Below are 13,703 nucleotides of genomic sequence, written 5' to 3'. Positions count from 1 at the left end.
GGTCAGAGCTTGAGCGGCGGCGGGGTCCAGCCATAGAGCCAGTCGAAGCGGGCCGCCAGCTTCTCGGGCCTGCGTGTCCGCAGGAACAGGTTGCGCGCCAGCGCAGCCGGGCCCGCCGCATGCCATGTGAAGCGGTTCAGCCGGCCCTGCCGCGCGACCCTCTCGATCCGCAGCCGTCGCTCCGTCTCCCAGGCCGCGAGCGCCGCCTTCAGGCTGTCCGGGTGGGCCTGGACCTCGCCGGCCAGCATCTCCGCGTCCTCGATGGCCATGGCCGCTCCCTGTGCCGCGTAAGGCGGCATCGCATGGGCAGCGTCGCCGATCAGCGCGATGCCCTGCTCGGTGGTCCAGGGGGCGTTTGCCCGCACCGTGTGGATCGGCCACACCGTCCATTCGGCGATGTCGTCGGCAAGCGACAGAAGGGCCGGCGCGGCCCGCCTCATGGAGCGCTTCAGAATGCCGATATCCAGATTGCCGGCCCAGGTCTCGCCGATCGCCTTGCCCGGCGTGAAGGCAACGATGTTGAGCGCCGCACCCGCCCGCACCGGATAGGTGATGAGATGGAAGCCCGGCGCGAGGAAGGCGGTGACCGAACCGCCCACGCCGGCCTGCGCCAGCGCGCGGCCCGCGGCGCTGTCGGCGCGCACCGTCCGGCGCCAGGCGACCTGTCCCGAGAATCGGCTGGCCGGCTCGGCGCAGGTCAGCCGCCTCAGGCTGGACCACACCCCATCGGCAGCGACGAGCATCATGCCGGAGGCCGTCGTGGTCCGACCTGTCGAGTCGACTACGACGGACACGCCGAGCGGATGCGGGGCGATGTCGCGAACGGTCGCTCCCGTCGTCAGCTCGATGCCCGGCTCTCGCTCGACATGCGCCAGCAGCGCGGCCTGAAGGTCGGCGCGGTGAGCGGTCAGGTAGGGCGCCTTCCAGCGCAGCTCCGCGTACGCGCCGAGCGGCACGCGGCCGAGTTCGGCCAGGCTCGACGCGTCGCGCAGCACCACCGCGTCGGGTCGCACCGCGGTCTGGCGGAGGCTCGACAGAACGCCCAGCCGGTCGAGGATGCGCGTCGCGTTAGGGGAGAGCTGGATGCCCGCGCCGACTTCCTCCAGCCGCGGGGCGCGCTCGAAGATGCGGACCGGATGTCCCCTGACGGCAAAGGACAACGCGGCGGTCAGCCCGGCCACGCCCGCGCCTGCGATGATGATCTGCCGGGCGCGCGCCTCAGCCATGGTTCTCCGGATCAGGTCTAAAGGTCGGAGATCTTGCTAGTGGCCGAGCCGAAGTCGCCGAGCGTCCGGAAGGAGATGTTGAAACCGACGGTCTGCGTCGTATCCCCGTCGTCGCGGTCGCGATTCTGGGAGTAGGTCATCAGGTAGGTGAAGCAGTCGTCGTCATAGGCGAAGCCGAGCGAACTCTTGACCATGATGTTGGTCTCGAAATCATAGGTGCCCGAGCCGAAGACGCGCCAGTATTCGTGGACCCTCGTCGAGGCGCCGAACGACAGTTCGCGGCGGTCCTCGTCGAAGCCGTAGAGTTCCTGCGCCTGGATGAACGAATACTTCGCCGAAACGGCGAAGACGTCGGTGGAGTAACCGGCCTTGAGCTCGCCGCGGCGCAGTTCCAGCGTTTCCTCGTCGAGGCGGGCGCTGGCTGACGCAAGGATGCCGCTCGGTGTGGCGAAGCCGATCAGGCCGACGAAGTCCGACGTATCCGTCTCGAGGCCGGAATTGGCGCCGACATTGGCCAGGTCGGGCGAAGCGAAGGAATTCTCGCCGGCGAGGTGATAGGATTGCCCGACGATCCCGTTCGCGGTCCAGCCGTCGCCGAAGGAGCCGGAATAGCGGAAGCCGACATTGGCGCGCGTGCCGCCTTCGACGCGGTCGTAGCCGGCGAACTTGTCGCGCTCGAACAGGCTGTTGGCGTCGAAGACGAAGCTCTGGGCGTCTTCGTTCGGCATGCCGAGCTTTTCGGCATAGGGCTCGTCGTTGCGCGCAAACACCTGCGCCATCGGCTCGATCACGTGGCTGGAGCCCGGCGAGGCGAACAGCAGAGGGAAACGAAACTCGAGGCCGGCCGTAGCCAGCAGGCGATGATAGGCGTTGCGGATGTCGGCCATCACGCCGATATCCGGGTTCGCAGCCATCGAGTTGATTGCGGCGATCGAGTCCGGCGAATAATCGACGCTCGTGGTGTCGGCCTGGAAGGCGAGCAGCGGCGTCATCACCAGGCCGCCATCCGATACGAAGGACCGCTTCCACTCGGCTTCGGCCGTCAGTCGGCTCGACGAGTTCTCGATGCCGTTGACGTCTTCGACGTTGGGCCAGGTCTCGGAGTAGGTCACGTCAAGCTTGTCACGGACGATGACGCGGGCGTTGAGATCAAGATTGAGCTCGCCGCCGAAAATCGACTCGTCCGGCGTGAACGAATAGTCGAAGCTCGGCAGCACCCAGGGCTGTTCCTGGTCGCGCGAGTCGGGGTCACTGTTCAGCGTCTTTTCCTGCACGTCGAAATGCATGCCGCGCAGGTCGAAATAGTTGCGGTCGTCGAGCCCGGTCAGGAACACCTCGGACCGGTAGACGAAATTTCCGTACTCGCCGATGTCGTAGGTGCGCGAAAAATTCTTGTCGGTCTGGGTCATTACGTCCCAGCCGAAGTCCCAGCGCGAATTGATGGCGAACCGGCCCGATGTTCCCATCATGGCGCGCAATTCGTTCGGATCGCCGTCGGGACCCGAATCGACCGTGTTATGGTCGAACTTGTCCGGATTGAGCTGATTGATCGCGGCGAGGGTGACCGAATACTCGCCGTTGTTGAAGCGCTGGCGCCATTCGGCCTGGCCGAGGAAGCCCTGCTCGGTATAGCCGGTGACGGTCGCCGTCAGGTCGTAGGTCGGCGACAGCGCGAAATAGTAGGGCACCGACACGCCGACGCCGAGGTCGCTGGTGAAGCTGAGGCCGGGGATCAGGAAGCCCGACTTGCGCTTCACGGTCGGGTCGGCCATCTCGAAGGAGGAGGGCAGGCGGAACGGCAGGCCGAAGAACTCGAACGCCGGCTCCTCGAAGCGGACGGTCTTGGCGTTGCTGTTCCAGATGATCTTCTTGGCCTTGATGCGCCACGGCGGCGCCTTGTCGGGCCGGTCCTCGCAGGGCTTGCAGGCCGTGTAGACGCCGTTGTTGAAGGTCGTCAGGAAGCCGCCGCGCCGTTCGCCGCTTTCGGCGGCGAAATAGGTCTCGTCGACCGTCTCTACGCGCAGCGCATTGACGAAGCCGTCGCCGAAGTCGTCGGTCACGTCGATCGTGTCGGAATAGATCTTGGTGCCGTCCGGATTGACCACCTCGACATTACCGCTGGCGACGAGGCGTCGGCTGTTGCGGTTGTAGGTGACCTGATTCGCGACCAGCTTGTGGCCGCCATAGTCGATGCGCACGCCGCCTGCGGCGGTCACGCTGTCATCGTTGTTGTCATAGATGAGCGTGTCGGCCTCGAGCAGCATCTGCGTGCCGTCCGGCAGGTCCGGGGCGATGTCGCTGATGGTCTGGGAGAAGGCGATCTGGGGCACAACGGCCGGGGCGAGCAGGCACGACAGCGCCGTCGCGCCCAGCAAGCGCGCCAGCCTAGCCGATCTGCGGTCCAACGATGCCGCGACCCCCACTAACCATCCTCCTTGTACAGCAGGAACGTTACCCCGAAAAACATCGCCACGACAACCGGAATCCATGCCACGACGAAAGGCGGCACGAATCCCGCATTTCCAAACGCTTTAACTAGAACCGACACGACATAAAGCAGAAAGCCGGCCAGGACGCCACCCAGAATCATCGTCGCCGACTGCCCCATTCTCTGGAAGCGCATCGAGACCGTCGCGGCGATCAGCGTCATCGCCACCAAAAGCAGCGGCAAAGCCATAAGTGTATGGAATTGCGTGGCGAAAGTGTTCGCCCTCACGCCGAACGACTGGGCCACCTCGATTTTCCTCGGCAGCTCGTAGAACGGTATGGTTTCGGGCCGCGCCAGCCGCTCCTGCACGAACTCCGGCTTGAGGTTGGACGGTACCCGGTCGGTCTCGGCCGGCGGCAGCTGGGCGCCGTCGCGAATGGTGCGCACATTGTGCAGTTCCCAGTAGCCGTCGCGCAGGTAGGCGCGGTCGGCATCGCGCCGCTCGACGATGGCGCCGTCCGCGTCGAGCGAGAAGAACGTGACGTCGGAAAGCTCGAGCCCCTTGTTGAGAACCGCCCGCGCGCCGATGATCGTGTCGCTGTCGGCGGTCTTCTGTCGCAGCCATGGCGCTGCGAAGGCGCTGACCTCGTTTGACTTGCCAGAGCGCAGCTTCGTCTCGATCACCTCGGAGCGCGAGACGGCGTAGGCTGCAAGCGGGTTGAGAATGCCGACGGTGAGCGCCCCGAACAGCAACGCGCCGAAACAGAAGGGCATCAGGAACTGCCAGGCCGAGATGCCGGCCGAGCGGGCGATCACCAGCTCGTATTTGCGGTTCAGAGATACCAGCGTGGTGATGGCGGCGATCAGCGCGACGAAGGGCACGGCCTGCTGCATGATCAGCGGTACGCGCAGCGCCGATACCGAGAGCGCAAGCTGCACCGTGAAGCCGGGCAGGCCGACGGTGCGGCTGGAAAGTTCGGTGAAATCGACCAGGGTGACCAGCGCGTAGACGCCGAGGAAATACCACGTGGTGATCGCGGCGTAGCGGAAGAAGAAGTAGCGGTTGAGGGTCCAGCCCATCAGGATGCCCCCCCGGGTTCGGTGTCGCGCCTGATTCGCATGAACATCATGCGGTCGCCGAGCCGTCGCATGCCGGCGATGAGCCTGTCGGCCATGGCGACGGGCAGTTCCATCGTCCGGTTGGTGGCGATGAACCAGATGCAGATCGCCGAGACGACGAGCGGGATTGCATAGACGACCGGCCAGAGCGCTGCGGCGACCTGGACCTGGTTTGCCGCGAAGTAGCCCATCCAGCGGACCACCAGAGCGATGATGATGGCCGTTACCATCGGGTTGATGCGGCTTTCCCGGTGCGACCTGGCGTTGCCGACGACGGCGAGCGCGATCAGCGCGAACACGATGGTGTAGGCCCATTCGGTGAAGCGGCGGTGCAGTTCGGCCCGGAACGACTGCGGATTCCTCTGGAAGATCGGGTCGTCGTGGTCGGGCTCGAACAGGTAGCCGAGCGTGCGGTCCTTCGGGCGCAGCGTCGGCTTGCCCGAGGAGGCGGTGAAGGCCGACAGGTCGAACGCGTAGGACTGGAAGCGGATCACCGAAATCTCGCCGTCCGCGAGCTTCCGGTGGATTTCACCATCCTGCATGACGAGGATGGTCTCGCCGTTCTCCTCCTCGCGCACCGTGCCGTGCCGGGCGTAGTAGACGAGGTCGGTTCCCTCGGTGCGCGAATCGGCGACGAAGATCCCGGCCAGACGCCCGTCGGACAGTCGTTCCCCGATCTGGATGAACAGCCCGTCCTCGATCTTGCGGAAGGTGCCTTCCTGGATGACCAGCGACAGGAAGTCGGCGCGCGCAGCGGCGACCAGTTCGCGTCCGCGCTGGCGCGCATAGGGGTCGGCGCCGTTGTCGATCGCGAAGGAGGCGACGCTGGCCAGCACCGCGAAGAGCATTACGGGACGGATCAGCGTCGACTGCGAGCCGCCGGCGGCGGCGATCACGACCAGTTCCGAATCGTTGTTCATCGCCGTCAGCGTCTGGGCGATCGCGATGATCGCGGCGAAGGGGATGACCACCGGCAGCACCGACGGCAGGATCAGCGCCGCGATCTCGAAGAAGGCAAGCGCCGACTGGCCGCTGTCGGTCACCAGGTTGATTCGCGTGAGGATCTGAGTCGTCCAGACAATCGCCAGCGTCCACGCGAGCGATGCGCCGAACAGCATCAGTACGCGCCGGAATATGTAGCGTTCGATGACTTTCATGGAGACGAGATGTCCTCGGGACGATCGGGCAAAAGTATGGCCCGCTACCTCCGGCGCGGGAAGAAACGCCAAAACTATCCGCCCGATGCTGTCAGCACAACCACGCCGGCGTTGTCGGCGGGAAGCGTCGCCTTTCGCGGACTGTGCGCGCGAACGGCTAACGAAGCGCGAACGAAGTCGGTTAACGACAGGTTGACGCGCCGTCCAACCCCGAAAGCCTTGCCAAAGGGCCGAAAACCGCCAAATGTCCCCAGCCGACGCCGTCTTCCGACATTTCCACCGACCGCTCCGGTCGACAATCCGCGCAGGACACCATGACCCCCAGGCCCACGATCAGCTTCGCAAGACACTCGGTTCCGAAGAAGGGCAGCGTCGTCCTGCTCTCGGCCGAAGGCGGGGACCTCGGCGAGGCGGCCCGCGCCTGCGACGCCGGAGGGGTGCTGAAGCGCGCCTTCGCCGCTGCCGATTTCGCGGGCAAGCCAGGCTCGGCGCTGGAGGTCATCGCGCCCGCCGGCTCGGCCCTCGACCGCCTCGTGGTGCTCGGCGCCGGCAAGCCGTCCGGGCTTGCCGACACCGACTGGGTGAAGCTTGGCGGCCAGGCCGCCGGACAGTTCCGCAAGGCAGCCGACGTCTCGGTCGTGCTCGACCTGCCGGGCGTGACGGTCGGGGCCGGCGACGCGGCGTCGGTGGCGCTGGGCATCATGCTGCGCGCCTACGCCTTCGACCGCTACAAGACCAGGAAGGACGACGGCGACGGCAAGGCCGCATCGGCAACGAAGCCGTCGAAATTCACGATACAATGCGACAATCCGGCAGCCGCCAAGAAGGCGTTCGTCGCGGCCCAGGCTGTCGGCGACGGCGTCATGCTGGCCCGCGACCTCGTCAACGAACCCGCCAACAAGCTCGGCCCCGTCGAGTTCGCCGCCACCGCCAGGGAACTCCACAAGCTCGGCGTCGAGGTCACCGTCCTGGCCGAGAAGGAAATGGAGAAGCTCGGCATGGGCGCGCTGCTCGGCGTCGCCCAGGGATCGCCGCGCGGCGCGCGCCTCGTCGTGATGCAGTGGAAGGGCGGCAAGGCGAAGGAAAAGCCGATCGCCTTCGTCGGCAAGGGCGTCACCTTCGACACCGGCGGCAATTCCATGAAGCCGGCCGCGGGCATGGAGGACATGAAGGGCGACATGGGCGGCGCGGCGGCCGTCACCGGCCTGATGCACGCGCTCGCCGCCCGCGGCGCGAAGGTCAACGCGGTCGGCATCGTCGGCCTCGTCGAAAACGCAGTCGACGGCAATGCGCAGCGTCCGGGCGACATCGTCACGTCGATGTCGGGACAGACGATCGAGGTGCTCAACACCGACGCCGAAGGCCGCCTCGTGCTGGCAGACGCGCTCTGGTACTGCGTCCAGCGCTTCGAGCCGAGGTTCATGGTGGACCTGGCGACGCTGACCGGCGCCATCATGGTCGCGCTCGGCCAGAGCCACGCGGGCCTGTTCTCCAACAACGACGAACTGGCGGCGCGCCTGACCGAGGCGGGGCTTGCCACGCAGGAGAAGCTGTGGCGCATGCCGCTCGGCGCCGAATACGACAAGCTGATCGATTCCAAGAACGCCGACATGAAGAACATCGGCGGCCGCTACGGCGGTTCGATCACCGCCGCGCAGTTCCTGCAGCGCTTCGTGAAGGATACGCCCTGGGCGCATCTCGACATTGCCGGCACGGCGATGGGGTCGCCGTCGAGCGAGATCAGCCAGTCCTGGGCTTCGGGTTTCGGCGTGCGCCTGCTCGACCGCCTGGTGAAGGATCACTACGAGGGATGAAGGGTGACCGCCCGACGGGGCGGAAGCGTCGCGCGGGCGGGGGCATGGGCCAAATGAGCACATCCCCCTTCCATGCCGGCAAAATTCCGCTAAAACGCACGCCACAAAGGGAGCCGGCCGAAATGGGCCGGCAGGTTCAGTAAAAATGTCCGACGACAGCTTCTTCCGCGAAGTCAACGAGGAAATCCGCCAGGATCAGGCGCGCCTGATGTGGGACCGCTATGGCCCGTTCGTGCTGGGGCTGGCGGTGCTCGTGGTGCTCGCCACCGGAGCCTACGTCGCCTGGAACTACTGGACCGAAACCCGCGCCAACCGGTCGGGCGACGCCTTCTCCCAGGCGCTGACGCTCGCCAACGACGGCAAGAACGACGAAGCGCTCGGCGCGCTCGAGCAACTCGAGAAGGACGGATACGGCGCCTATCCTCTGCTCGCCCGCATGCGCGCGGCCACCGTGCTGGCGGCGAAGGGCGATGCCGCCGGGGCGGTGGCGAGTTTCGACGCGGTCGCGGCCGACACCTCCATCCCCGGCGCGATCCGCGACATGGCCAACCTGCGCGCCGCGCTGATCCTGGTCGACACCGGCTCCTATGCCGACGTGTCGGCGCGCGCCGAGGCGCTCACCGCCGACACCAACCCGCTGCGCCATTCGGCGCGCGAGGCGCTCGGCCTCTCGGCATGGAAGGAGAGCCGCTTCGCCGACGCGCTGACGCTGTTCGAGCAGGTGGCGGCCGACAACGAGGCCCCGCGCAACGTGCGTGAGCGCGCCACCCTGCTCGCGGAGTTGATCCGCGGCCAGGGCGCGGCGTCGTGACGGGATGGGCTTCAAGGTCGCCATCATAGGCCGGCCCAACGTCGGCAAATCCACGCTGTTCAACCGTCTGGCCGGCCGCAGGCTGGCGCTCGTCGACGATACGCCGGGCGTGACCCGCGACCGCCGCGTGCATCCGGCAAAACTCTACGACCTCCAGTTCGACGTGATCGACACCGCCGGCTTCGAAGTCGCGGCCGCCGGCACGCTTCAGGCGCGCATGCGCGAGCAGACCGAGATCGCGATCACCGAAGCCGATCTCATCTTCTTCATGATCGACGCCAAGGCCGGACTGGTTCCCGACGACCGCACCTTTGCCGAGATCGTGCGCAAGTCGGGCAAGCCGGTCGTGCTGGTCGCCAACAAGGCGGAGGCGCGCGGCGCCCAGGGCGGCCTGCTCGAGGGATACGAACTCGGCCTCGGCGAACCGGTGCCGGTGTCGGCCGAACACGGTCAGGGGCTGCCGGACCTGCGCGACGCGGTGGTCGAACTGCTCGGCGAGGCGCGCGCCTTCGAGGACGACGAGGAGGAGGACGACGACGTTCCGGCGATCAGCGAGACGCTGATCGGCGAGGACGTGGCCGATCCCGACGCCGAGCCGGACTATGACGAGACGAAGCCGATGCGCATCGCCGTCATCGGCCGCCCCAACGCCGGCAAGTCGACGCTGATCAACGCGCTGATCGGCGAGGAGCGCCTGCTGACCGGGCCGGAAGCCGGCATCACCCGCGATTCCATCTCGGTCGACTGGGAATGGCGCGGACGGGCGATGAAGCTCTTCGACACCGCCGGCATGCGCCGCAAGGCCAAGGTGCAGGAGAAGCTCGAAAAGCTGTCCGTTGCCGACGGGCTGCGCGCCATCCGCTTCGCCGAGGTGGTGATCGTCGTGCTCGATTCGACGATCCCCTTCGAGAAGCAGGACCTGCAGCTTGCCGACCTGATCATCCGCGAGGGCAGGGCGCTCGTCATCGCCTTCAACAAATGGGACCTGATCGAGCATCCCCAGGAAGCGCTGGCCGACCTCAGGGAAAAGACGGCCAGGCTCTTGCCTCAGGTGCGCGGCGTGCTCGCCGTTCCGGTGTCGGCCGAAACGGGACGCGGCCTCGACAAACTGATGGACGCCGTCTTGAAGGCGCATCGCGTGTGGAACACGCGCGTCTCGACGGCGCGGCTGAACCGCTGGCTGGAGCGCACCGTCGCGCATCATCCGCCGCCGGCCGTCGCCGGCCGCCGCCTGAAAATCAAGTACATCACCCAGGTCAAGGCGCGCCCGCCCGGCTTCGTCCTGTCCTGCACGCGGCCCGACGAAGTGCCGCAGTCCTACGTCCGCTATCTGGTTAACGGATTGCGTGAAACTTTCGACATTCCCGGCGTGCCGATCCGCATGTCGATCCACGCGTCGGAGAATCCCTACGCGTCGAAGGCCAAGAAGCGCAGATAGTGCGGCGCGCTGTCGCGTCGGCGACCACATTGTGGCCGCAAGCCGGCCGTTAACCGTACATCAAGGTTAATGCCGCAGTCTGCCCTCCAGTGGGTAAGTCGCGTCCCTGGAGAGTGGTTCTGTGCATCGACGACTAGTGACGCGGCTTGTTGCCGCCACCAGCCGAGACAAGCGTTCCTTCCTGTCTCCCTTCATCATCGGCCTTGGCATCTGGATCGCCTTCCCGACGGTGGCGGCGTACCAGGACATGGCGAGCCTCGTTTCGGGCGTCGAGGGCGAGAGCGCCCGCTGGAACGCATTCGTCGAGAAGGCCGCGGCCGGTTCCGTGCACGCCGCCGAGATGCCGTTCGTCGATGCCGATTTCACCACAGCCTCGATCGCCGGCTCGGGCGTCAGCGCCCCCGGCATCGGAAAGGTGTCGCTGCGCGCCAAGGTCGCCAACCCGATTCCCGACGAGGACCGCGTCGCGCGGGCGAGCAAGAAGGGGCGTATCGTGCAGATCGCCCCGGTCGCGCCGCCGAAGACCTTCGATGCCGGCTCGATGTTCAAGCGCACCAGCCTGCTCGTCGGACCGAAGGCGGGCGAGGTGAAGATGGCGTTCCAGGTGCCGGACATCCGCGGCAAGGAGGTCGAGATCGCGACGGCCTTCTACATGAAGGACAAGAAGCAGCGCGATCCCGGCGTTCCGGCGATCCTGGCGAGCCTCGTCAACAACGACAAGCCGGACATCCTGGCGACCGCCTACGCGCCGGCGAAGCCGGACTACTACAAGGCGTCTCCCTTCGAGAGCCTGATGAAGGATCCCGACGACACCGGCCGCTTCATCCCGCCGGTGGCCAGCGGCGACCATCCGTGGATGCGCGAGCCTCTGCCTGCCGCCGTCTTCTCGGCCAAGGAACAGAAGTGCCTTGCCACCGCCATCTACTTCGAGGCGCGCGGCGAGAGCCTGCGCGGCCAGGCGGCGGTCGCCCAGGTGGTGCTCAACCGGGTCCGCAATCCGGCATACCCGAACACGGTCTGCGGCGTCGTCTACCAGAACGAGCATCTCAAGAACCGCTGCCAGTTCTCCTTCGCCTGCGACGGCAAGAAGGACCGCATCACGTCCCCGGCGAGCTACAAGATCGCCGGCGAGGTGGCGATGGCGGTGACGGCAGGCAAGATCTTCCTGCCAGAGGTCGCCTCCTCGACCCACTACTACGCCCAGTATGTGAGTCCGCGCTGGGCGCGCTCGATGGAGAAGATGAAGAAGATCGGCCTGCACATTTTCTACCGCACCTACGGCGGCGGCTGGAGCTGAGGGCCGTCCCGGGCGCGGTTTTGGCGGCGGACGGCCCGGATTCGCGGGCGCCGGCGCCGCCAAACCGCCGGGCACTATGTCGCACTTCGACAACCAACTGATTTTGCAGGGAAAATTAGTCCGGTTGGATGACCGCTGCCCGGCTTGACGGGTGAAGCCCCCCTAACTATGTTGCGCGCGACTTGGAGCGGACGGGAAGCAGCCCGCTGGCCGAGGCTAGGAGGTTGCGATGGCCGCATCGAAAAGGCCAGACGAAACCGGAAGATCCGGGCTTGGCAGGCAGGGCGGCGACCACCGCGACGACGACCTCGAACGCCGCCGTCGAAATCTCGAAGCATCCCTTGCCACGAGACAGTCGGACCGGCAGGAGAGGGCGGAAGGCGCCGTCGGCGCCACCGGCTACGGCCAGGCAATGAAGCTGTCCAGCGAGTTCATCGCGGGGGTGGCGGTCGGCGCCGGGCTGGGCTGGATGATCGACAGGTTCGCGGGCACGTCGCCGTGGGGTCTCGTCGTCTTCCTGTTGCTCGGTTTCGCCGCAGGCGTGCTCAACGTGCTGCGTTCGGTCGGGAAAGTCGCAGAATTCGGCCAGGGGTCAGACTCCGGGCGCAAGGATTGAACGTTCCGGCCGCGGCCGGGTGAATTGAAGCGAACGGGGCCAGCTCGGCCTTGGGGGATGGCAAGTGGCAGCACCGGACAAGGTCGATCCGATCCATCAGTTCCACATCAACAAGATCGTCGACTTCCATGTCGGCGGGCTTGATCTGTCCTTCACCAACTCGTCGCTGTTCATGGTCGTGACGGTGGTGGTGGCCAGCGCCTTCCTCTATTTCGCCACGTCGAGTCGTGCGGTGGTGCCGTCGCGCCTCCAGTCGATGGCGGAAATGTCCTACGAATTCGTGGCCAACATGCTGCGCGACGCCGCCGGCAAGCAGGGGCTGCAGTTCTTCCCGCTGGTGTTCTCCCTGTTCATGTTCGTGCTGGTCGCCAACCTGCTCGGCCTGTTCCCGTACTTCTTCACGGTCACCAGCCACATCATCGTGACCTTCTTCCTGGCGATGGTGGTGATCCTGACCGTCGTGCTCTACGGTTTCTACAAGCACGGCCTCCACTTCTTCAACCTGTTCGTCCCGAGCGGCGTTCCCGCGATCCTGCTGCCGCTGGTCGTCGGCATCGAGGTCATCTCGTTCCTGTCGCGCCCGATCAGCCTGTCGGTTCGTCTGTTCGCCAACATGCTCGCAGGCCACATCACGCTGAAGGTGTTCGCCGGCTTCGTGGTCTCGCTCTCGGCCATGGGCGGCGTCGGCATCGCCGGCGCGATCCTTCCCTTCGGCATGACCGTGGCGATCACGGCGCTGGAAGTGCTGGTCGCCCTGCTGCAGGCCTACGTCTTCGCGGTCCTGACCTGCATGTACCTCAACGACGCATTGCATCCGGGACACTGACGATCACTCGAATACCGGCATGGTGCCGGTTCAACGGAAATTCCAGATCCACCAAGGAGTAGTAAAATGGAAGCTGAAGCAGCACGGTACATCGGCGCTGGCATTGCGTGCCTGGGCATGGGCGGAGCCGGTATCGGCCTGGGCTCGATCTTCGGAAACTACCTGGCGGGCGCGCTGCGCAACCCGTCGGCAGCCGACGGCCAGTTCGGCCGCCTGATCTTCGGCTTCGCCGTGACGGAAGCTCTGGGCATCTTCTCGCTGCTCATCGCGCTGCTCGCGCTGTTCGGCTGATTGTTGCCTGTCCGCTTTGAGCCGCGCCACTCCGGTGGCGGGCTCCGCTACGAGGACGTGAGATGTTCGTGACGGATGCCTACGGGCAAGAAACCGCTCCCCAGCCGGACGGCGGACACGGCGCCGAGGCGCCGGCGGATGCCGGCCACCAGGCTGGCACCGAGGTGGCGCATGACGGCGGGCACGGGGAGGCGGGCTTCCCGCCCTTCGATTCCTCCACCTTCCCGTCTCAGATCCTCTGGGTCGCGATCACCTTCGGACTGTTCTACCTGTTCCTGAAGAAGGTCATCATGCCGCGCCTGAGCAGCATCCTCGAGGTGCGCGAGACGCGCATCGCCGAAGATCTCGCCCAGGCGAACACGATGAAGGCGGAGGCCGACGCCGCCGCTGCCGCCTATGAGCAGGAACTGGCGGAGGCGCGCGCCAACGCCAACGTCATCGGCCAGCAGGCGCGCGACGGCGCCAAGGTCGAGGCCGAGACCGCCCGCAAGTCGATCGAGCAGAGCCTCGAGGCAAAGCTCGCCGAAGCGGAAGACCGCGTCGCCAAGATCAAGGACGCGGCCATGCAGGATGTCGGCGCGATCGCCGAGGAGACTGCATCGGCCATCGTTTCGGCGCTTGGCGGCAAGGCGGCGAAGGCGGACGTGTCGGCCGCCGTGAAGTCGGTCAGGAGCTAGCAC

12 protein-coding genes are annotated in these 13,703 nt (G+C 66.3%); 8 read left to right on the top strand and 4 right to left on the bottom strand.

Going from position 1 to position 13,703, the window contains the following annotated elements; all coding sequences use genetic code 11:
• Nucleotides 1–2: 2 nt before the first annotated feature.
• From ABUE31_RS16075 to lptF, 4 genes are all read right to left on the bottom strand, one after another.
• Nucleotides 3–1,226, bottom strand: coding sequence for an FAD-dependent monooxygenase (locus ABUE31_RS16075; protein ID WP_367724689.1), 1,224 nt, complete (start codon nucleotides 1,224–1,226; stop codon nucleotides 3–5).
• A gap of 17 nt (nucleotides 1,227–1,243) precedes the next feature.
• A complete protein-coding gene (locus ABUE31_RS16070) occupies nucleotides 1,244–3,490 on the bottom strand; it encodes an LPS-assembly protein LptD (protein ID WP_367725032.1) in 2,247 nt (748 codons plus the stop codon).
• A 158-nt stretch (nucleotides 3,491–3,648) separates the two neighbouring features.
• Nucleotides 3,649–4,737, bottom strand: coding sequence for an LPS export ABC transporter permease LptG (gene lptG, locus ABUE31_RS16065; protein WP_367725031.1), 1,089 nt, complete (start codon nucleotides 4,735–4,737; stop codon nucleotides 3,649–3,651).
• Entirely contained in the window at nucleotides 4,734–5,930 is a 1,197-nt protein-coding gene (gene lptF / locus ABUE31_RS16060; RefSeq protein WP_367724688.1) for an LPS export ABC transporter permease LptF, read from the bottom strand. Before lptF ends, lptG begins: the two co-directional genes overlap by 4 nt.
• 314 nt (nucleotides 5,931–6,244) lie before the next feature.
• Here lptF and ABUE31_RS16055 point away from each other — a divergent pair, with 314 nt between their 5' ends.
• The 8 genes from ABUE31_RS16055 (at nucleotide 6,245) to ABUE31_RS16020 (ending at nucleotide 13,700) form a co-directional block, all read left to right on the top strand.
• Nucleotides 6,245–7,744, top strand: coding sequence for a leucyl aminopeptidase (locus ABUE31_RS16055; RefSeq protein WP_367724687.1), 1,500 nt, complete (start codon nucleotides 6,245–6,247; stop codon nucleotides 7,742–7,744).
• A gap of 145 nt (nucleotides 7,745–7,889) precedes the next feature.
• The gene (locus ABUE31_RS16050) at nucleotides 7,890–8,555 is read left to right on the top strand and encodes a tetratricopeptide repeat protein (RefSeq protein ID WP_367724686.1); all 666 of its coding nucleotides are present in this window, start codon (nucleotides 7,890–7,892) and stop codon (nucleotides 8,553–8,555) included.
• A gap of 4 nt (nucleotides 8,556–8,559) precedes the next feature.
• The gene (gene der, locus ABUE31_RS16045) at nucleotides 8,560–9,993 is read left to right on the top strand and encodes a ribosome biogenesis GTPase Der (protein ID WP_367724685.1); all 1,434 of its coding nucleotides are present in this window, start codon (nucleotides 8,560–8,562) and stop codon (nucleotides 9,991–9,993) included.
• Nucleotides 9,994–10,114: 121 nt separating this feature from the next.
• Nucleotides 10,115–11,290 (top strand): cell wall hydrolase, encoded by a 1,176-nt coding sequence (locus ABUE31_RS16040; RefSeq protein ID WP_367724684.1) that lies wholly within the window; start codon nucleotides 10,115–10,117, stop codon nucleotides 11,288–11,290.
• Nucleotides 11,291–11,519: 229 nt separating this feature from the next.
• Entirely contained in the window at nucleotides 11,520–11,906 is a 387-nt protein-coding gene (locus ABUE31_RS16035; RefSeq protein WP_367724683.1) for an AtpZ/AtpI family protein, read from the top strand.
• A gap of 64 nt (nucleotides 11,907–11,970) precedes the next feature.
• Entirely contained in the window at nucleotides 11,971–12,732 is a 762-nt protein-coding gene (locus ABUE31_RS16030; RefSeq protein ID WP_367724682.1) for a F0F1 ATP synthase subunit A, read from the top strand.
• Between the two features lie 66 nt (nucleotides 12,733–12,798).
• Entirely contained in the window at nucleotides 12,799–13,023 is a 225-nt protein-coding gene (locus ABUE31_RS16025; RefSeq protein WP_121583194.1) for a F0F1 ATP synthase subunit C, read from the top strand.
• Nucleotides 13,024–13,085: 62 nt separating this feature from the next.
• Nucleotides 13,086–13,700 (top strand): F0F1 ATP synthase subunit B, encoded by a 615-nt coding sequence (locus tag ABUE31_RS16020; protein WP_367724681.1) that lies wholly within the window; start codon nucleotides 13,086–13,088, stop codon nucleotides 13,698–13,700.
• The last annotated feature ends 3 nt before the right edge of the window (nucleotides 13,701–13,703 follow it).

It is taken from the genome of Mesorhizobium marinum (assembly GCF_040813675.1).
GTDB lineage: Bacteria > Pseudomonadota > Alphaproteobacteria > Rhizobiales > Rhizobiaceae > Mesorhizobium_K > Mesorhizobium_K marinum.
The sequence above is the reverse complement of the archived record's forward strand: the minus strand, read 5'-3'. Positions and strand labels throughout refer to the sequence as shown.

Excerpts from the sequence above, each read along its gene's own strand:
- ABUE31_RS16025 (WP_121583194.1), top strand. The coding sequence starts at position 12,799 with ATGGAAGCTGAAGCAGCACGGTACATCGGCGCTGGCATTGCGTGCCTG.
- der (WP_367724685.1), top strand. The coding sequence starts at position 8,560 with ATGGGCTTCAAGGTCGCCATCATAGGCCGGCCCAACGTCGGCAAATCC.
- ABUE31_RS16035 (WP_367724683.1), top strand. The coding sequence starts at position 11,520 with ATGGCCGCATCGAAAAGGCCAGACGAAACCGGAAGATCCGGGCTTGGC.
- ABUE31_RS16075 (WP_367724689.1), bottom strand. The coding sequence starts at position 1,226 with ATGGCTGAGGCGCGCGCCCGGCAGATCATCATCGCAGGCGCGGGCGTG.
- ABUE31_RS16050 (WP_367724686.1), top strand. The coding sequence starts at position 7,890 with ATGTCCGACGACAGCTTCTTCCGCGAAGTCAACGAGGAAATCCGCCAG.
- ABUE31_RS16055 (WP_367724687.1), top strand. The coding sequence starts at position 6,245 with ATGACCCCCAGGCCCACGATCAGCTTCGCAAGACACTCGGTTCCGAAG.
- ABUE31_RS16020 (WP_367724681.1), top strand. The coding sequence starts at position 13,086 with ATGTTCGTGACGGATGCCTACGGGCAAGAAACCGCTCCCCAGCCGGAC.
- ABUE31_RS16070 (WP_367725032.1), bottom strand. The coding sequence starts at position 3,490 with ATGCTGCTCGAGGCCGACACGCTCATCTATGACAACAACGATGACAGC.
- lptF (WP_367724688.1), bottom strand. The coding sequence starts at position 5,930 with ATGAAAGTCATCGAACGCTACATATTCCGGCGCGTACTGATGCTGTTC.